Source organism: Haemophilus parainfluenzae, assembly GCF_014931395.1.
Taxonomy (GTDB): Bacteria; Pseudomonadota; Gammaproteobacteria; order Enterobacterales; family Pasteurellaceae; genus Haemophilus_D.
On the sequence record NZ_CP063120.1, the window covers coordinates 1,444,427 to 1,462,671 of the forward strand.

Annotated in this window: 20 protein-coding genes; 13 read left to right on the forward strand and 7 right to left on the reverse strand. The window is 38.4% G+C overall.

The window, feature by feature from the left end:
* Positions 1–21: 21 nt before the first annotated feature.
* Complete coding sequence (locus INP94_RS07245; protein WP_197543153.1) at positions 22–489, reverse strand: PM1805 family lipoprotein; 468 nt, start codon at positions 487–489, stop codon at positions 22–24.
* Between the two features lie 198 nt (positions 490–687).
* Here INP94_RS07245 and dsbC point away from each other — a divergent pair, with 198 nt between their 5' ends.
* The 11 genes from dsbC to yciH all read left to right on the forward strand — a co-directional run bounded on the left by dsbC (position 688) and on the right by yciH (position 10,082).
* Positions 688–1,374, forward strand: coding sequence for a bifunctional protein-disulfide isomerase/oxidoreductase DsbC (dsbC, locus tag INP94_RS07250; protein WP_197543154.1), 687 nt, complete (start codon positions 688–690; stop codon positions 1,372–1,374).
* A gap of 103 nt (positions 1,375–1,477) precedes the next feature.
* The gene (gene recJ / locus INP94_RS07255; RefSeq protein WP_197543155.1) at positions 1,478–3,202 is read left to right on the forward strand and encodes a single-stranded-DNA-specific exonuclease RecJ; all 1,725 of its coding nucleotides are present in this window, start codon (positions 1,478–1,480) and stop codon (positions 3,200–3,202) included.
* A gap of 3 nt (positions 3,203–3,205) precedes the next feature.
* Entirely contained in the window at positions 3,206–3,922 is a 717-nt protein-coding gene (locus tag INP94_RS07260; RefSeq protein WP_197543156.1) for a thiol:disulfide interchange protein DsbA/DsbL, read from the forward strand.
* Entirely contained in the window at positions 3,922–4,611 is a 690-nt protein-coding gene (locus INP94_RS07265) for a 5'-methylthioadenosine/adenosylhomocysteine nucleosidase (RefSeq protein ID WP_197543157.1), read from the forward strand. Before INP94_RS07260 ends, INP94_RS07265 begins: the two co-directional genes overlap by 1 nt.
* 10 nt (positions 4,612–4,621) lie before the next feature.
* A complete protein-coding gene (gene cmk / locus INP94_RS07270; protein WP_197543158.1) occupies positions 4,622–5,299 on the forward strand; it encodes a (d)CMP kinase in 678 nt (225 codons plus the stop codon).
* Positions 5,300–5,395: 96 nt separating this feature from the next.
* The gene (gene rpsA, locus INP94_RS07275; RefSeq protein ID WP_049380949.1) at positions 5,396–7,045 is read left to right on the forward strand and encodes a 30S ribosomal protein S1; all 1,650 of its coding nucleotides are present in this window, start codon (positions 5,396–5,398) and stop codon (positions 7,043–7,045) included.
* 151 nt (positions 7,046–7,196) lie between these two features.
* Complete coding sequence (locus tag INP94_RS07280; RefSeq protein WP_005695916.1) at positions 7,197–7,481, forward strand: integration host factor subunit beta; 285 nt, start codon at positions 7,197–7,199, stop codon at positions 7,479–7,481.
* Between the two features lie 93 nt (positions 7,482–7,574).
* On the forward strand, positions 7,575–7,868 hold the full coding sequence (locus tag INP94_RS07285) for a LapA family protein (protein ID WP_005699471.1): 294 nt from the start codon (positions 7,575–7,577) through the stop codon (positions 7,866–7,868).
* Positions 7,868–9,046 (forward strand): lipopolysaccharide assembly protein LapB, encoded by a 1,179-nt coding sequence (lapB, locus tag INP94_RS07290; RefSeq protein WP_197543159.1) that lies wholly within the window; start codon positions 7,868–7,870, stop codon positions 9,044–9,046. Before INP94_RS07285 ends, lapB begins: the two co-directional genes overlap by 1 nt.
* Before the next feature lie 21 nt (positions 9,047–9,067).
* Complete coding sequence (gene pyrF, locus INP94_RS07295) at positions 9,068–9,760, forward strand: orotidine-5'-phosphate decarboxylase (protein WP_197543160.1); 693 nt, start codon at positions 9,068–9,070, stop codon at positions 9,758–9,760.
* Between the two features lies 1 nt (position 9,761).
* A complete protein-coding gene (gene yciH / locus INP94_RS07300; protein WP_197543161.1) occupies positions 9,762–10,082 on the forward strand; it encodes a stress response translation initiation inhibitor YciH in 321 nt (106 codons plus the stop codon).
* A gap of 46 nt (positions 10,083–10,128) precedes the next feature.
* On the opposite strand, the gene INP94_RS07305 is transcribed toward yciH, so the two are convergent.
* Positions 10,129–10,485: a SirB2 family protein gene (locus INP94_RS07305; RefSeq protein WP_165816470.1), complete on the reverse strand. Its 357-nt coding sequence runs from the start codon at positions 10,483–10,485 to the stop codon at positions 10,129–10,131.
* Positions 10,486–10,540: 55 nt separating this feature from the next.
* Positions 10,541–12,211: an energy-dependent translational throttle protein EttA gene (ettA, locus tag INP94_RS07310; RefSeq protein ID WP_197543162.1), complete on the reverse strand. Its 1,671-nt coding sequence runs from the start codon at positions 12,209–12,211 to the stop codon at positions 10,541–10,543.
* A 348-nt stretch (positions 12,212–12,559) separates the two neighbouring features.
* Here ettA and zevA point away from each other — a divergent pair, with 348 nt between their 5' ends.
* Together zevA and zevB are read left to right on the forward strand one after the other, a co-directional pair.
* Positions 12,560–13,192, forward strand: a complete 633-nt coding sequence (zevA, locus tag INP94_RS07315; protein ID WP_197543163.1) for a zinc transporter binding subunit ZevA — start codon at positions 12,560–12,562, stop codon at positions 13,190–13,192.
* Positions 13,193–13,194: 2 nt separating this feature from the next.
* Positions 13,195–14,172, forward strand: coding sequence for a zinc transporter permease subunit ZevB (zevB, locus tag INP94_RS07320; protein ID WP_197543164.1), 978 nt, complete (start codon positions 13,195–13,197; stop codon positions 14,170–14,172).
* Positions 14,173–14,213: 41 nt separating this feature from the next.
* Here zevB and INP94_RS07325 read toward each other — a convergent pair whose 3' ends face one another.
* From INP94_RS07325 to INP94_RS07340, 4 genes are read right to left on the reverse strand one after another with little or no spacing between them, the layout of a single operon-like run.
* Positions 14,214–14,876 (reverse strand): NAD(P)H-dependent oxidoreductase, encoded by a 663-nt coding sequence (locus tag INP94_RS07325; protein WP_197543165.1) that lies wholly within the window; start codon positions 14,874–14,876, stop codon positions 14,214–14,216.
* 48 nt (positions 14,877–14,924) lie between these two features.
* Positions 14,925–15,668, reverse strand: coding sequence for a YdcF family protein (locus tag INP94_RS07330; RefSeq protein ID WP_197543166.1), 744 nt, complete (start codon positions 15,666–15,668; stop codon positions 14,925–14,927).
* The gene (locus tag INP94_RS07335; RefSeq protein ID WP_197543167.1) at positions 15,668–16,624 is read right to left on the reverse strand and encodes a polysaccharide pyruvyl transferase family protein; all 957 of its coding nucleotides are present in this window, start codon (positions 16,622–16,624) and stop codon (positions 15,668–15,670) included. The genes INP94_RS07330 and INP94_RS07335 overlap by 1 nt, the downstream gene beginning before the upstream one ends.
* The gene (locus tag INP94_RS07340; protein WP_197543168.1) at positions 16,621–18,144 is read right to left on the reverse strand and encodes a lipopolysaccharide biosynthesis protein; all 1,524 of its coding nucleotides are present in this window, start codon (positions 18,142–18,144) and stop codon (positions 16,621–16,623) included. Before INP94_RS07340 ends, INP94_RS07335 begins: the two co-directional genes overlap by 4 nt.
* Between the last annotated feature and the right edge of the window lie 101 nt (positions 18,145–18,245).

Consider the following 18,245-nt stretch of genomic DNA (forward strand, 5'->3'; position numbering starts at 1 on the left):
GTATGATTAAAAAGAATGAAATTATTCCGCCGGGAATTTTTCTTCTAATTGCTCCACTAATTTACCTAATTCATCACCTTTATCACTCATTTTTGCGGCAAGTTCAGGTATTTTAGTTGCATTTTCAGCTGTTGGTGATTTAACTTGAGTTAAAATGAGATGAATCACTTCTTTCTCTGCATTAATGAATTCTTTATATTTACCAACAACTGGTGAAACTTCTTCACTTTTAATGCCCAAAGCTTCTAATTCTGCTACATTTTCTGCTGCTTGTTTATCAAATGCTGCAACAGCCGCTTCAGTTTCAGTTGCATTGCTAGTTGCTGAAGCCGCACCTACTGCATCAAAACTTGCTTCAAGTTTTTTACTTGCTGTTTCTTCCCACGCTTGAAACTTTTTCACTTCTTCAGCTTGTTGAGATGCAGCAAATGTACTGATAGAAGTGAAAGTTAATGCTGCGATAGCTGTCATTTTTAATAAATTTTTCATTGAGATAACCTCTTTTGAATAAAATAAAATTTGCACCCCTACATGGGTACGTGGCGCATTGTAAAAAAATGTAGTGATTTCGTCAACTATTTATTTGACTTTTTTAGTCTGTTATTTTTTTAGGAATAACAATTTTGCATAAATTCTCAATTACTTTATAATTTGCGCTTATTTTCATAAATTTAGGAACAAAGAAATATGAAGAAATTACTGACCGCACTTTTAATCACAGCTTCTGCCACTGCAATGGCGAGTGATGCTGAGATTAAATCGAAGTTACAGGCATTAGGTGCGAAAAATATTGAAGTGAAAGATTCACCAGTAAAAGGTCTTAAAACAGCCGTGACTGATCAAGGCATTTTATATGTGAGCGAAAATGGTCAATATGTTTTGCAAGGCAAAATGTATGAATTAACAAATAAAGGCCCGGTTGATGTAGCGGGTAAATTTTTAGCGGATAAAGTGAATGCGTTAAAAAACGAAATGATCATTTATCCGGCAAAAAATGAAAAATATGTTGTGACCGTATTCATGGATATTACTTGCCATTATTGTCATATTCTTCATCAACAAGTAAAAGAATATAATGATTTAGGTATTACCGTTCGTTATCTTGCATTCCCACGTGCTGGCATGAATGAAACCGCTCGTCAAATGGAAGCCATTTGGACATCGAAAGATCCTGTATTTGCACTGAACGAAGCAGAAAAAGGTAACTTACCGAAAGAATTGAAAGCACCTAATATTGTGAAAAGACACTATGATTTAGGTGTACAACTCGGCGTACAAGGTACGCCAAGTATTGTGACTTCAACAGGTGAATTGATTGGGGGATATTTAAAACCCAAAGATTTATTAGCTGCTTTGAAGGAATCAGCACAATAATTTTTAGTAGTGAGGGCGTATGATATACGCCCTTTAAATATTCATATCATCAAAGCACATATCAAATGTTCCTTTAGGTGATAATTTTAAATAACAAAACACCGTGAAAAAACTCATCAAACGTCGTGAAATTCCTGCCGGAAATTCTGTTTCAGATAATGCATTACTCGATCGTCTCTATCGTTCTCGCCATATTAAAAACAGCCAAGAATTAGACCGCACTTTGCAATCAATGCTGAATCCCAATCAATTACACGGCATTCAACAAGCCGTAGATTTATTGGTTGATGCTTATCAACAGCAACAAAAGATTGTTATTGTCGGTGATTTTGATGCAGATGGGGCAACCAGTACGGCACTTTCAGTATTAGCTTTACGTATGCTTGGCTTTACTGATGTGGAATATCTAGTGCCAAATCGTTTTGAACAAGGCTATGGCTTGAGTATACCTGTTGCTGAGATGGCAATGGAAAAAGGCGTACAGTTATTGATGACGGTAGATAACGGGGTATCGTCTTTTGAGGGTGTGGCGTATTTAAAAGAGTGCGGCGTGAAGGTCTTGATCACCGATCACCATTTACCACCAGAAATACTGCCGAATGCTGATGCCATTGTTAATCCAAATTTGCAACAATGTGATTTCCCTTCAAAATGTTTAGCTGGTGTGGGCGTAGCGTTTTATTTAATGCTCGCTTTGCGTGCTAAATTTCGTGAGTTGGGCATTTTTACGGCAGAAACACAACCTAATTTTACTGAGTTACTGGATTTAGTTGCGCTCGGCACGATTGCAGACGTGGTTCCTCTTGATCAAAATAACCGTATTTTAGCTCATCAAGGGTTGATGCGAATTCGTGCGAAACGTTGTCGACCAGGAATTATTGCTCTCGCTGAAGTGGCTAATCGAGAAGTTGAAAAACTTTGCTCTGCTGATTTGGGCTTTGCGATTGCACCACGTTTAAATGCTGCGGGCCGATTAGATAATATGTCTGTTGGTGTGGAGTTATTACTTACAGAAAGCATGCAAGAGGCAAGAGCCCAAGCCTTAGATTTGGACAGTTTAAATCAAGCTAGAAAAGAAATTGAGCAAGGCATGAAGTTAGAGGCCTTAGAAATTTGCCGAAATCTCACCGCACTTTCCGATGAATTACCGATGGGGATAGCCTTATTCCAGCCAGATTGGCATCAAGGTGTATTAGGTATTGTGGCTTCTCGAATCAAAGATCAATACCATCGACCCGTCATTGCTTTTGCACAAGATCAAGAAGGTATTTTAAAAGGTTCTGCGCGTTCAATTGAAGGCTTGCATATGCGCGATGTATTAGAGCGTATTCATTCCCAACATCCGGATATGATTTTAAAATTTGGCGGTCATGCCATGGCAGCAGGATTAAGCATTAAAGAAAGCTTTTTCCCTGATTTTCAAAAGATTTTTAATCAAACGGTGCAAGATTGGTTAAATGAAGATCAATTACAAGGTGTGATTTGGACGGATGGCGAACTTCAAGCAAATGAATTTAGTATTGAAACGGCAGAAGTGATAAAATCTGGCGGGCCTTGGGGACAAGCTTTTCCTGAGCCTGTTTTTGATGGTGAATTTAAAATTTTTGAGCAACGTGCAATCGGACAGAATCAAAATCATTTAAAAATGCTCGTAGAGCCTAAAAATGGTGGCCCATTATTAGATGCCATTGCGTTTAATATCGATACTCGGTATTATCCCGATTTATCGATTAAGCAGGCAAAATTTGCTTATAAGTTAGAAATTAATGAGTTTCGTGGAAATCGAAACGTCCAATTATTAGTCGATTATATTGAACCAATTGGTTAATTTATGAAAAAAGTTTGGCAGAATAAATTATTAAAAGGATCCTTTGCAATGATATTGCTGAGTGTGACAAATGTCGCATTCGGTGAAGTCAATGCAAAGGATTTTTCTGCCAAAAATTCACCGCACTTACCGCCGGCAAATGTGGCACAGTTTGAAGATGGTCGAGATTATTTTTCATATCAAGAACCCATTGAACAAGCTAAAAGAAACGATCGTAAAATTCCTATCCAATTTTTCTTTGATTACGACTGCCGAGTTTGTTCTTCAGCTCAAGATATTTTGCAACTTTATAGCCAAATTCGTCCTAATAAAGTGGCATTAGAAGAGCATCCAGTTGCTACAAACGAAGCTAAATTTTCAGCGACAATATTCTATACATTACAGCGTTTAAAAGTGGGTGAGCTGTCAGATGTGCTGTTATTTGAAACCTCTGAAAAGGCGCGCTATACCGAATTATCCACATTAGATAAGATGCGTGAATGGATAGTCTCGCAAGGGATCAGTAAAGCTGAATTTAATAAAGTCGTGCATTCTGCTGAAGTAAAAGAAGATGTGAATAATGCCATTAATTTAACAGAAGAATATGGCGTATTTACGTTCCCTTATGTGGTTGTGGGTGGAAAATATGTTCTCACCGCGAGTACGCTGTATAACGATGATTATGGCGTAGCAGTATTAGATTTCTTAGTGAATAAACTCGAACAAGAAAGGAAAAAATAATGAAAATCGGGATTGTTGGTGCAATGGCACAAGAAGTGGAAATTTTATCCCAATTAATGACAGATAAAAAAGAAACAAAAGTGGCAAGTGCGGTCATTTTTGAAGGCAAAATTAATGGTAAAGAAGTTGCATTATTGCAATCTGGGATTGGTAAAGTCGCGGCTGCTATTGGCACTACCGCTTTATTACAATTGGCTAAACCGGATGTGGTTTTAAATACCGGCTCAGCAGGTGGTATCGCAAAAGGTTTAAAAGTAGGAGATATCGTTATTTCGGATGAAACTCGCTATCACGATGCTGATGTGACGGCATTTGGCTATGAAAAAGGCCAATTACCCGCTAATCCAGCGGCTTTTCTTTCAGATAAACAATTAGCCGATTTAGCCGATGAAATTGCACAGTCACAAGGGCAAAATGTAAAACGTGGTTTAATTTGTTCGGGTGATAGCTTTATTAATAGCGAAGAAAAAATTGCTAAAATTAAAGCAGATTTCCCTAATGTAACAGCAGTAGAAATGGAAGCAACCGCGATTGCGCAAGTTTGTCATGCCTTTAACGTACCTTTTGTGGTTGTTCGAGCTATTTCTGATGCTGGCGATGGTGAAGCAAGTATGTCATTTGAGGAGTTCCTTCCGCTTGCAGCAAAACAATCATCGGCATTAGTGTTGGGCATGATAGAAAGATTATAAGAGGTAATGTATGGGTATGATTATCACCGTTGATGGCCCAAGCGGAGCAGGGAAAGGAACGCTTTGTTACGCATTGGCAGAAAAGTTAGGTTTTACCTTATTAGATAGTGGCGCCATTTATCGTGTGACAGCATTGGCTGCACTGAAACGTCATGCAGACTTAACCGATGAAGAAGGATTAGCGGAGTTAGCACGTCATTTAGATATTCAGTTCATTCCAAAGAATGGAGAAGTCAATGTGCTTCTTGGTGGGATGGATGTAAGCCATTTTATTCGTACGCAAGAAGTGGCGGAAGCTGCTTCAAAAGTGGCGGTTTTCCCTAAAGTTCGAGCAGCTTTACTGCAACTTCAGCAGGATTTTGGTAAAAATGACGGCCTTATTGCGGATGGGCGAGATATGGGAACCGTGGTTTTCCCAAATGCACAAGTTAAACTGTTTTTAGATGCAAGTGCGGAAGAACGTGCAAAAAGACGCTATAAACAGTTGCAAAATAAGGGAATTAATGGTAACTTTGCACAGATTTTAGCCGAGATACAAGAACGAGATTTTCGCGATAGAAATCGTGAGGTTGCGCCATTGAAACCGGCTGACGATGCTTTATTGTTAGATAGTACAACATTGAGTATTGATGAGGTCATTGCTCAAGCGTTGGATTATATTCAACAAAAAGCGTCAATTTCGATTTAACTGTTTATTCAAGGAAGAATAGACATTTATCCTCAACCCCGCATTTTATGGATCTTAATGTGGATGTTATTAACTTAAATTAAGAAGATTATTTATATGTCAGAATCTTTTGCTCAACTCTTTGAAGAATCATTAAAAGGCCTTGAAACCCGTCAAGGTTCAATCGTTAGCGGTACTGTTGTTGCTATTCAAAAAGGCTTTGTACTTGTTGATGCAGGCTTAAAATCTGAATCTGCAATTCCTGTTGCTGAATTCCAAAACGCTCAAGGTGAACTTGAAGTTAAAGTTGGCGACACAGTAAACGTAGCTTTAGATGCAGTTGAAGATGGTTACGGCGAAACTAAACTTTCTCGTGAGAAAGCAGTTCGTCACGAATCTTGGATTGAATTAGAAAAAGCTTACGAAGAAAAAGCGACCGTTATCGGTTTAATCAACGGTAAAGTGAAAGGCGGTTTCACAGTTGAGTTAAACGGTGTCCGTGCATTCTTACCAGGTTCATTAGTTGATACACGTCCTGCACGTGAAGCTGATCACCTACTTGGTAAAGAATTAGAATTCAAAGTAATCAAATTAGATCAAAAACGTAACAACGTTGTTGTTTCTCGTCGTGCAGTGATCGAATCTGAAAACAGCCAAGAACGTGAACAAATCCTTGAGAACCTAGCTGAAGGTTCAGAAGTTAAAGGTATCGTTAAAAACTTAACTGACTACGGTGCATTCGTAGATTTAGGTGGCGTTGACGGTTTATTACACATCACTGATATGGCTTGGAAACGTGTTAAACACCCAAGCGAAATCGTGAATGTAGGCGACGAAGTAACTGTTAAAGTATTAAAATTTGACAAAGATCGTACTCGCGTATCTTTAGGCTTAAAACAATTAGGTCAAGATCCTTGGGTTGCTATCGCTGAAAACCACCCAGTAAACAGCAAATTAACAGGTAAGGTAACTAACTTAACTGACTACGGCTGTTTCGTTGAAATCTTAGATGGTGTTGAAGGTTTAGTTCACGTTTCTGAAATGGATTGGACTAACAAAAACATCCACCCATCTAAAGTTGTAAGCCTTGGCGATACAGTTGAAGTAATGGTGTTAGAAGTTGACGAAGAACGTCGTCGTATTTCTTTAGGTTTAAAACAATGTAAACCTAACCCATGGACTCAATTCGCTGAAACTCACAACAAAGGCGACAAAGTTACTGGTAAAATCAAATCAATCACTGATTTCGGTATCTTCATCGGTCTTGAAGGTGGTATCGACGGTTTAGTTCACTTATCTGACATTTCTTGGAATGTTGCAGGTGAAGAAGCAGTTCGTAACTACAAAAAAGGTGACGAAGTTTCTGCAGTAGTATTAGCAGTAGACGCAGTGAAAGAACGTATTTCTTTAGGTATCAAACAACTTGAAGATGATCCATTCAACAACTTCGTAGCAGTTAACAAGAAAGGTGCAGTAGTTTCTGCAACTGTTGTTGAAGCTGACGCTAAAGGTGCTAAAGTTGAATTAGCAGGTGGCGTTGAAGGTTATATCCGTGCAGCAGACTTAACAAACGAAGTGGCAGCAGGTGATGTAGTTGAAGCGAAATACACCGGTGTTGATCGTAAAGCACGTATCGTTCACTTATCTGTAAAAGCGAAAGATCAAGCTGAAGAAGCAGCTGCAGTTGCAAACGTGAATAACAAACAAGAAGATGTTGCTATTCCAAACGCAATGGCTGAAGCTTTCAAAGCTGCTAAAGGTGAATAATTAATTCACATAAATAAGGCTGGGTCATTGACTCAGCCTTATTACTACCAGCTATAATTAACAAGGATTTAGCGGTAATTTATTATGAACTAATGCATTACCTGTAAGTCTTAATAACAAGTTTAAGTATAAATTTAAAGGAGAGTTGACGATGACGAAATCTGAACTAATTGAAAATCTATCAACAAAGCACCCAACTTTATCCGCAAAAGAAGTAGAAGGTATTGTAAAGGATATTCTTGAACTCATTGCACAATCTTTAGAAGAGGGTAATCGTATCGAAGTTCGTGGTTTTGGTAGCTTCTCTTTACACCATCGTCAACCGAGAGTGGGCCGTAATCCTAAAACCGGTGATTCTGTAAAATTAGATGCTAAATCTGTACCGCACTTTAAAGCGGGTAAAGAATTAAAAGATCGCGTAAATGTTTTTGCTTAAACATTCAATCGATATCAATAAAACGACACTTAGGTGTCGTTTTTTATTATAAATTTTGGCATAATGAACCCATTCTTAACAAAGGAGATTGTGATGATTAAATATATTCTCGGACTCATTATTGTATTGGCTATCGTACTTGTTGCGGTAACTATAGGGGCAAATAATGATCAAGTAATCACCTTTAACTACATTGTTGCTGAAAGCCAATTCCAACTTTCAACGTTAGTCGCGATTTTATTTGGTTTTGGATTAATTTTAGGTTGGTTAATTACCGGATTCTTCTACTTAAAGTTAAAATTTAAAAATATGTCGTTAGCGCGTCAAGTTAAACGTCAAACATTACAAATTAACGAATTAACGACTACTCGCGATAAGGCAGTATAATGCTTGAATTACTCTTTCTGCTTCTGCCAATAGCCGCCGCTTATGGTTGGTATATGGGGCATCGGAGTGCCAAGAAAGATCAGGAAGATATTAGTAATAAACTCTCCCGTGATTATGTCACGGGGGTGAATTTTTTGCTTTCTAATCAAACGGATAAAGCCGTTGATTTGTTTCTTGATATGTTGCAAAAACAAGAAACAGAAAATGAAATTGAAAGCAACTCTCAATTTGAAGCTGAGCTAACGCTCGGTAACCTTTTCCGTTCTCGAGGCGAAGTGGATCGAGCTTTAAGAATCCATCAAGCCCTCGATCGTAGTCCCAATTATTCTTTCGAACAAAAATTATTAGCTAAACAGCAACTTGCTAAGGATTTCATGGCGGTGGGTTTTTATGACCGTGCGGAAGCCCTTTACATCATTATGGTGGACGAACCAGAGTTCGCTGAAAATGCACTGCAACAGCTTTTAGTAATTTACCAAAAAACAAAAGAATGGAAAAAAGCCGTTAATATCGCAGAGAAGCTTGCCAAGATCTCACCTAAAGAAAATAATGTGGAATTAGCACAATGTTATTGTGAATATGCCTTAAGCGGTGAACTTGAAAGTGCGGACGAAAAACGCAGTATTTTACAAAAAGCGCTGAATGTATCTCCAACCAGTGTGAGAGCATCAATGCTTCTTGCGGATTTAGAAATGGCAGATAAAAACTACCGTCAAGCCATTCACTTTTTGGAGAATATTCTTAATCAAAATCCAATTTACATTGGAGAAGTGTTGAAAACACTCAAATATTGTTATGATGAATTAGGAGAGAGAGATAACTTTGAGTTATTCTTGATTCGAGCCAGCCAGCAGATTAACAATACGAAAGTAGATTTAATGTTAGCAAGTGTGATTGAAGAGAAAGATGGCAAGAGTGCAGCGCAATCAAAGCTTTATCAACAACTCACAAAACATCCAAGTACATCTATTTTCCATCGTTTTATTCAATTCCAAATTGATGATGCAGAGGAAGGGCGAGGTAAAGAAAGCTTAATTTTGCTACATAAAATGGTCGGAGAGAGAATTAAGCAAGGCTTTGGTTATCGTTGCTCAAATTGCGGTTATCAAACCCATAAATTAATGTGGAATTGTCCTTCTTGCAAACAGTGGGAATCCATCAAACCAGAACATAATTAATTGACACAGTGAGGTAAAATTATGAATAGCAAAGTAATCGTTGCATTAGATTACGAAACGGAAGCTCAAGCGCTATCCCTCGTGGATCAAATTGATCCAAGCTTATGCCGTTTAAAAGTGGGTAAAGAAATGTTTACCACACTGGGAACCAGTTTCGTTAAACAATTACACGAGCGTCAATTTGATGTTTTCCTCGATCTTAAATTTCATGATATTCCTAATACTGTGGCAAGAGCAGTGCGTTCTGCGGCTGATTTAGGGGTATGGATGGTTGATGTCCATGCTAGCGGTGGTCTGAAAATGATGGAAGAGGCGAAGAAAATTCTCGAGCCTTATGGAAAAGATGCACCGTTATTAATTGCAGTAACGGTATTGACCAGTATGGAAGATTTGGATTTATTACAAATCGGTATTAACTCTTCACCACTTGAGCATGTTTTACGTCTTGCACATTTAACCCAGCGAGCGGGATTAGATGGCGTCGTTTGTTCACCACAAGAAGTAGAGATTTTACGTAATACTTGTGGTCCTGATTTTAAATTAGTCACACCGGGGATTCGTCCAATTGGAAGTGATTTTGGCGATCAACGTCGCGTCATGACTCCTGCTGCGGCTATTCGTTCTGGTTCTGATTATTTGGTGATTGGTCGCCCAATTACGCAAGCTGACAATCCAGCAGAAGTGCTTCGTTCAATTAATTCATCACTTTCGTAATATGACAGAGAGTACTTTAGTTTATTCTACCGAAGTAGGTCGAATTAAAGAGCAAAAGCAACCAGTACAACGCCCTAAAGGTGATGGTGTGGTTCGCCTCCAAAAACAAACGAGTGGTCGAAAAGGCGCAGGCGTTTCAGTGATTACTGGGCTAGATTTAGCTGATGATGAATTAAAAAAGTTAGCGGCTGAACTTAAAAAGCGGTGTGGTTGTGGTGGTTCAGTAAAAGACGGCAATATTGAGATTCAAGGCGAAAAACGTGATTTACTAAAACAACTTTTAGAACAAAAAGGGTTTAAAGTAAAATTAGCCGGTGGTTAAGATAAGACAAAAATCCATCTTCAATTGAAGATGGATTTTTTCATGATTAGCCCTCCATAAAGTTTGGTTGGTAAGCAAAGAACATAGCACCTAAGAAACTTAACAGGGCAAATGCCAGAAATGCACTGTTTGGATTGACTGCTTTACGACTAAAATATTTAGCCGAGAAGAAGATATAAAGCACAAGCATGATGATTTTCATGACCAGCCAGCTTTGTAGCTGATAACCGACCAAGAAGAAAATTGTTAAGCCGCTTGCAATTAAAAGTGTATCAACTAAGTGTGGTAAAATTTTTAGCAGTTTAATCGCGCGCCAATTTTTCCCACTTAATTGCATTCCCCCACGGATAATTAATAATCCTAAACTTAAAAATGCACAAACAATGTGCAAATAAACTAACATAATCACTCCAGATGTAAAAGGAAAGTGCGGTTAAAAATAACCGCACTTTAATTTCTTATTTTGCAATACGTTTATATTTAATACGATGTGGTTGTGTTGCGGCTTCACCTAAGGTTTTCTTCTTCCACTCTTCGTAGTCTGAGAAGTTACCTTCGTAGAACGTCACTTTACCTTCATCACCGTAATCTAAAATATGAGTTGCAATACGGTCTAAGAACCAACGGTCATGGGAAATTACCATTGCACAACCAGGGAATTCTAAGATCGCATTTTCTAACGCACGTAAGGTTTCAACGTCTAAGTCATTGGTCGGTTCGTCCAATAACAGCACGTTACCACCACGCTGTAGAAGTTTAGCTAAGTGTAAACGACCACGTTCACCACCTGACAATTCGCCCACACGTTTTTGTTGATCTACGCCTTTGAAGTTAAAGCGCCCAACATAGGCACGGCTTGGAATTTCAAAGTTACCAATAGTGAGAATATCTTGTCCGTTAGACACTTCTTCCCACACGGTTTTCTTATCATCCATTGAGTCACGGAACTGATCGACAGAGGCTAGTACCACAGTTTCGCCCATCGTAATTGTTCCGCTATCTGGTTGTTCTTGACCTGAAAGCATACGGAATAGGGTTGATTTACCTGCACCGTTCGCTCCGATAATACCCACGATAGCACCTTTTGGAATGCTGAATGATAAATCATCAATTAAAGTGCGATCGCCGTAAGATTTAGTGAGATTTTCTACTTCAATCACTTTATCACCTAAACGTGGACCAGGTGGAATAAAGAGTTCGTTAGTCTCGTTACGTTTTTGATATTCGCCAGAGTTCAATTCATCAAATCGAGCCATACGCGCTTTACTTTTAGCTTGGCGGCCTTTAGGATTTTGACGAACCCATTCTAACTCTTTCGCAATTGATTTTTGACGTGCATTTTCAGTGGCTTGTTCTTGTTCTAAACGTTTCTCTTTTTGCTCTAACCAAGAAGAGTAGTTGCCTTCCCAAGGAATACCTTCACCACGGTCAAGCTCTAAGATCCAACCTGCTACGTTATCTAAGAAGTAACGGTCGTGGGTAATCGCCACAACAGTACCTTCGTAGTCATGTAAGAATCGTTCTAACCATGCCACAGATTCCGCATCTAAGTGGTTGGTTGGTTCGTCTAATAAGAGCATGTCTGGTTTTTCGAGCAATAAACGACAAAGTGCCACACGACGACGTTCACCACCAGATAAATGTTCGATTTTGGCATCCCAATCTGGTAAACGTAATGCATCAGCCGCACGTTCTAATTGGTTATCTAAATTATGTCCATCGTGTGCTTGAATAATCGCTTCAAGGTTTGCTTGTTCTGCGGCTAGTTTATCGAAATCCGCATCAGGATCAGCATAAAGCGCATAGACTTCATCTAAACGGGTTAGTGCATTTTTCACTTCAGAAACGGCTTCTTCTACTGCTTCACGTACAGTTTGTTGCGGATCAAGTTTTGGTTCCTGTGGAAGATAACCGATCTTAATACCCGGTTGTGGACGCGCTTCACCTTCGAACTCTTTATCCACGCCCGCCATAATGCGTAAAAGGGTTGATTTACCCGCACCATTTAAGCCGAGCACCCCGATTTTGGCACCGGGGAAGAAACTTAAAGAAATATCTTTCAAAATATGACGCTTCGGTGGCACCACTTTGCCGACACGGTGCATCGTATATACAAATTGCGTTGACATAATTCTCTCGATGTTATGAATAAAAGTGCGGTTATTTTACTTGATGTTTAGGGAATAAGCTATTTGAAAGGCAAAAAAAACCACCCATACAGGGTGGTAGGAAAGTAGTTTAGCTATATTTATGATTATTTTATTTAGGAACTTTATGAATATCAAGCAATCACTTGACGAAACAGATAGTACATAAATTTCAGTTATAAGGGAAATGCGAATGAATCATTTTTTGATAAAAATCAATAAAATCATAGGATTTTTTACTTTTAGACTGATTTTTATTCGATTTTGATTGGGAACTGCTTGTGATAAAATCTGTCTATTCAATCATTTAGCCACTCTTTTTTCTTATTTATGTTTAAAAAATTACCTCTTGGATTATTGCTGATTTCGCCTTTTTCAGCGCTAGCGCATCCCCACGCATTCATTGATATGCAAACGAAACCTTTAGTGAAAGATAATCAATTAATTGGTTTTTCGACGCAGTGGTTACTGGATGAAGCCAGTTCTTCAGCTGTCCTGTATGATGTGAAACAGGCAAAAGGGGATAAGGCTGCCCAACAGAAATTAGTTGATGAAGTCATGGCAAACGTTGTGAATGAACATTACTTTAGTTATGTCTTTGACAAAGAAAATCATAAAATTAAATACACAAAACACCCTGAACATTACGGTATGCGTGTGAAAGGGAACGAGGTGGAATATTATTTTGATTTTCTTTTAGCTCAGCCACAGGCCTTGCAAAATAATGAATTTACGCTGATGACTTATGACCGCACTTATTATGTGGCAATGCGGTATGCAGAAACTGGCAAAAGAGCGGTTGATTTTTCATCACTTCCTGCAAACTGCAAAGGAGAGGTGCTTGAACCTAATGTCGATGAAAAAATTCAATCTTACGCATCGTCATTGGATAAATCGCAAAAAAATGAAGATGATTCCCTTGGTGTATTGTTTGCGCAGAAAGTAAAAATTAAGTGTGAATAAAAATGAAGTTAAAACTGACCGCACTTTTCATTGGTTTATTAGCGATTATTTTCGCATTATTACCTTGGCTATTTGTGCAAGTTGCTGATTGGCAAAAAGCCTTTAATCAGTTGATTTCTGAAAATCTACACCAGATTCAAGCACATTCATCAACGGCAGGGTTATGGTTGATTTTTGCCGCCTTTTCTTATGGTGTATTACATGCATTAGGGCCTGGGCATGGCAAATTTATTATCGCTAGTTATCTTTCTACGCACGAAAGCCAACTTAAAACCAGCGTACGCTTAAGTTTGCTTTCCTCTCTCATGCAAGGTTTTGTCGCAGTCGCAGCAACCTCCATTGTGGTGGTGATACTTAATCTTTCCTCTAAATATTTTAAACTTAGCCAGTTATGGCTGGAACGTAGCGCACTCATTTTATTATTGCTATTAGGACTTTATTGGATTGCTCAAGGTTTGAAAGGCTTGAAGAAAAAACAATCTTTTCGTATTACATCGATCCAATCATTGCCGAAACAGATTGGAACAGCTTCGCCTTTTCGATATGAGCAAGGAAAAGTAAGCCAAACACAATGCAGTTGTGGACATCAACATCTACCCAATGATCAACAGCTTAAGCAATCAGGTGATTTAAAATCTCAGCTCTTAGTGATTTTGACTATTGGTATGCGACCATGTAGTGGCGCTATTTTTGTGCTCTTTCTCGCTTATATGCTGGATCTTTATTGGTGGGGAATTGTAGCTACGTTTGCCATGTCTCTGGGCACAGGATTAATGCTTTCACTTTTTGCTGCGTTAGTACGCTATGCGAGAAATGTCGCAACGCGATTAGGCCATTGGTACGGTTTAACTGGTTCTAATCAAAAAGGCGAGGCCATGATCAAATGTATTGCGGGCGCAATTATGATCTTTTTTGCACTAAGCTTGTTATATGGCACGATCGGGGCTGTAACGGGTGGAGCAGCCTTGTTTGGTGGATAAAGAAAAGGGCAGCGTTTGCTGCCCATTTATTTGAAAATAGATTATTCAACCCAAGTGACGATTTCTTCAATTGGTCTACGAGATTTTTTGGTAATGTCTCTCGCGCGATAACCAAATGTTGCTGCCACGGATACGCCCCATTCATTTGGATCAAAGAGACCTTCAGCGGCTAAAACTTCATTCATTTTATCATAGTTAAAGCCTTCAATAGGGCAAGAATCAACACCGATAGCGGCGGCACCAGTTAGCATATTGGCTAATGCAATGTAGGTTTGTTTGCTTGTCCAGTCAAATAATGCACGCTTGCTTTCTGCGGTTTTCATTTCAACTTCTTGTAAGTCTTTATATTTTTCCAAGGCTTTTTCTAATTGCTCGCCTTGTAAACCTCTACGCACCGCCACATCACGGAAGAAAGGTGTATCATATCGCGCATTTTTCTTAGCAAGAATGATCACTAAATGGCTACAATCATCTAATTGATATTGCATACCCCAGCTAAAAGGTTTGAGTTTATCGCGTAATGCTTTATTTTGAATCACTAAGAACTTCCAAGGCTCAGAACCAACAGAGCTTGGTGATAAACGGGCAAATTCTAGAATTGCCGCAAAATCTTCTTGGCTAATTTTTTTATTCGGATCGTAATAACGTGTGGAGCAGCGATTTTCGAATACCTGAAGCATTTGTTCGCGTGTAATTTGACTCATGTTTTCTTCCTCTTAACATTATCTAATTTGTGATCTTTTGACCGCACTTTAGCGCTCTTTCCAATATCCAATCCACTCTTTGAGTAATTGCATATTTTTCGTAATGGCGCCACCTTGCGGAATAAAATGCATCATATTGAGTCCATAACTGTCAGGCGTAATGCCTTCACCTACACTCGCAGGTAACACATCAAAACCTTGTTGTTGGAACAATAATTTTGCACGCTGCATATGCCATTCATTAGTGACTAAAATAATTTTGTGAATAGCTTCTTTTTCCAACATTTGTTTGGTGAAAAGCGCATTTTCTTTAGTAGTAAGGGCTTTAGGTTCAATCCATTTGGTTGGCACATTAAAGAAGTTTTGGAGTTCTTCTGCAGCAATTTTTGCCTCAATAGCGCCTGTTGGACTCGCCCCTGTAATTAATAATGGCAAGTGTGTTTCTTTTTGCAAGAATGCGGCATAGCGTAAGCGTTCAAGTTGAATACCTGTTGAAGCTAATGGTGCATAAAGCTCTTTGCTATCACGTAAACCACCGCCAAGTAAAACGATCGCTTGAGCTTGTTGATAATCTTGCAGTGTTAAATGATCTTCAGTAATGAGACTGTCTTTAAGTACTTGAGCAGTGTAAGGAATGCTTAAAAGATAGAGTAGAGAGAAACCAAGTGCGGTCGAAATTCGGCTTAATTTTTTGAAATTGAATTTAGCTAGAATAAGTGAAAGTCCCCATAAAATTAAAATATTAAATGGGGGAAGAATCATGGCTGTAATCAGTTTTTTCAATTCAAACATTATTTATCCAATTCAACAAAATCTAGCTCTTTGGTCCATAATTTGGCATAGCTACTATTTTTACCATAAGAGTTATCGCAAACACGATTTGGAATTTCTAACAAGCAAGAGAAAATATGACCATGTAAGCGAGTTGTGGTGACTTTATCATTCGCTAAGAATACTTGTGCAACACGTTTTACAATGCGTTGAGTATAGGCATACCAAAACTGATGGCAGAGATCTTTTAGCCAACTTAAACCAAATTTATTGGCCATTTTACTCATTCGCCAGCTTACTGCTAAAACAACATCATCTTCTGTTGAAAGAATATCTTCCCAGTCTTTTACATTGCTGTTAGCAGGCAGTTTCGCTAGGATATTTTTCTCTACATCACTTGCTTCAATGTCTTTACGCAAGAAATAAAGTTGTTCACCCGTTGTGCCTTGTTTGGTTTCCATCGTGCCATAAAGCTGATGCGCCATGTCCGGTGACAAATAAACATGATTTGAAAATTGTGCAAATAGGTTCTCTGTTCTTTCGTCACGAGCCAGTAGATAGCAATCACTGTGGCTACGGAACAGTGTGGCTGATTTTTGCTGATTTTCTTCGTGTTTAAAATAAGCAGTTTGTGGCAACACAATAATGCGATTATTCGGGAAATTCGTCACCATTTCTTCGCGGATTTTTTGATGCTGCGGATAAAGATCGCCAAAATTACCGCCACCATGTAAAAGGATGGTGGTGTTCGGTGTAATTTTTGCTTTGACTTCTTCAAGATCTAAATCATATTCGCAACGTTTTAAGGTCACATTAATATAGTGATCTTTAAAAAATTGCTCGGTTCCGTGATAAATCAGCAAATCGCCTACGTTCAAATGAAGAGGGTAGTCGAAATAAAATACGTCGTTTTTATCTTTGATCAGTTCGGCAATAGGATTCAGTTTGTTTTTTAAATCAATAAGGAGTTGATTCATTTTTTTACTCTTTTCTTTAAATAGCTAAACAAGAAATTTTTTTCTGCTGTGTTTAATCCGAAGATTAAAATGACACAGATTAATACCATTTCTAAAATGATGGATTGTCCAATAAATTCCAATAAAGAATAACCGCGGGTAGTATCGGATATATAGATGATACCTAATAGCAGGCCAAACACCACGCCGACATTCACTAAATATGAGACAAATTCTTTTTGGTTAAATTTAATTTTTTTATTAATAAAATATAATCGATAGATTTGTGAGATGACCATCGTACTAAATTTACCCACAAAGGCAAATACTGGATTATAACCTAGTGTGAACAAATAATAAGCCAATGGTACCGTACAAAGATCAATTAACGCCACGATGATATTGTATTGTTTTACGGTGGATGTGCCAATGGCTAATGCACTCATCCAAAATGCCCCAGCCATTGCACTGATCAATAAGCAAGCAATAATAGCTTGTACAAGTTGTTCAGTATATTGCGGAAGATGATCGCCTAGCCAAAATGTCAGTAAGGTATGGGTGAAATACAATACAGGCGCAGAGAGAATCGCCATTAAATAAAGTGAATATTTTGAAATACCAAGAATTAATTGGCGATTGCGATCGTAATCTTTTGCTGCATAAGACTGAACCAACTGCGGATTAGCTGCCATTTGGAAATTATTTACAAAGCTGTAAACGGCACCTTCTACTTGTGTTGCAATCGCAACAGCGGCATTGACTGCCACACCAAAGAATAAGTTAGACACCATATTCAAGCCTTGTGTTGAACCCACATAAGCGACTTGCCCCATAAGCATCCAACCGGAAAAACTCACCATTTCTTTGGTTTTGCTTAAATCTTTATATAAACGGAAACGTGCGGCTTCTTTGAAATAATATTTAGTGAATAACACATAAAGGGAGAGCACGATTAAGCTGACTGAAAGCAATAAGCAACCATAAGTAATCAACTTATCATAATGCGTAATGTGGCTTAAGATAAAGACAGAAGTTAGCTTTAAAATGGTTTCACCTAATCCTAACCAAGCATAGAATCCCATTTTTTCGTGCGCAACAATCATGGCATTGAATGGCACTTTGATAATTTCAACAAGGGCAATAATTAACGCTAATTGGTAAACAATATTTGCGGCTTGCAAGCGTTCAGCAGGGATCACCAATTTGTGATTTAAAAACCATAAACCGACAGTTTCGGCTAACAATAATACGATAAAAATAATCAGAAGATGATTTAAGATACTAATATTAAAGACTTTATTGACACGTTGAATGTCATTCGAGGCTTTTTCTACATTAATAAAACGCTGAGTAGTAGCGGTCATTGTGCCATTAAAAAAAGAAAATAAGACCACGACACCCATCACAATGTTGTAGATACCAAAATCTTCTACACCCAATACCTGTAATACCACACGAGAGATATACAGCATGGCCCCCATGTTGAAAAGCATTCGGATGTAAAGAAATAGCGTATTTTTGGCAATGGTTTTATTTGACATTGTGAGAATGAAATTAGAAAAATTGGGGGAATTATAGGGGGGATTGGGATGTGTAGCAAGCCTTGAGAGACTTCTTATAAATTCAATTGTATTTAGTAAAA

Bases quoted from the DNA above. Each gene is read 5' to 3' on its own strand.
- INP94_RS07245 (WP_197543153.1), bottom strand. From the start codon at position 489: ATGAAAAATTTATTAAAAATGACAGCTATCGCAGCATTAACTTTCACT.
- dsbC (WP_197543154.1), top strand. From the start codon at position 688: ATGAAGAAATTACTGACCGCACTTTTAATCACAGCTTCTGCCACTGCA.
- INP94_RS07260 (WP_197543156.1), top strand. From the start codon at position 3,206: ATGAAAAAAGTTTGGCAGAATAAATTATTAAAAGGATCCTTTGCAATG.
- INP94_RS07265 (WP_197543157.1), top strand. From the start codon at position 3,922: ATGAAAATCGGGATTGTTGGTGCAATGGCACAAGAAGTGGAAATTTTA.
- cmk (WP_197543158.1), top strand. From the start codon at position 4,622: ATGGGTATGATTATCACCGTTGATGGCCCAAGCGGAGCAGGGAAAGGA.
- rpsA (WP_049380949.1), top strand. From the start codon at position 5,396: ATGTCAGAATCTTTTGCTCAACTCTTTGAAGAATCATTAAAAGGCCTT.
- INP94_RS07280 (WP_005695916.1), top strand. From the start codon at position 7,197: ATGACGAAATCTGAACTAATTGAAAATCTATCAACAAAGCACCCAACT.
- INP94_RS07285 (WP_005699471.1), top strand. From the start codon at position 7,575: ATGATTAAATATATTCTCGGACTCATTATTGTATTGGCTATCGTACTT.
- lapB (WP_197543159.1), top strand. From the start codon at position 7,868: ATGCTTGAATTACTCTTTCTGCTTCTGCCAATAGCCGCCGCTTATGGT.
- pyrF (WP_197543160.1), top strand. From the start codon at position 9,068: ATGAATAGCAAAGTAATCGTTGCATTAGATTACGAAACGGAAGCTCAA.
- yciH (WP_197543161.1), top strand. From the start codon at position 9,762: ATGACAGAGAGTACTTTAGTTTATTCTACCGAAGTAGGTCGAATTAAA.
- INP94_RS07305 (WP_165816470.1), bottom strand. From the start codon at position 10,485: ATGTTAGTTTATTTGCACATTGTTTGTGCATTTTTAAGTTTAGGATTA.
- ettA (WP_197543162.1), bottom strand. From the start codon at position 12,211: ATGTCAACGCAATTTGTATATACGATGCACCGTGTCGGCAAAGTGGTG.
- zevA (WP_197543163.1), top strand. From the start codon at position 12,560: ATGTTTAAAAAATTACCTCTTGGATTATTGCTGATTTCGCCTTTTTCA.
- zevB (WP_197543164.1), top strand. From the start codon at position 13,195: ATGAAGTTAAAACTGACCGCACTTTTCATTGGTTTATTAGCGATTATT.
- INP94_RS07325 (WP_197543165.1), bottom strand. From the start codon at position 14,876: ATGAGTCAAATTACACGCGAACAAATGCTTCAGGTATTCGAAAATCGC.
- INP94_RS07330 (WP_197543166.1), bottom strand. From the start codon at position 15,668: ATGTTTGAATTGAAAAAACTGATTACAGCCATGATTCTTCCCCCATTT.
- INP94_RS07335 (WP_197543167.1), bottom strand. From the start codon at position 16,624: ATGAATCAACTCCTTATTGATTTAAAAAACAAACTGAATCCTATTGCC.
- INP94_RS07340 (WP_197543168.1), bottom strand. From the start codon at position 18,144: ATGTCAAATAAAACCATTGCCAAAAATACGCTATTTCTTTACATCCGA.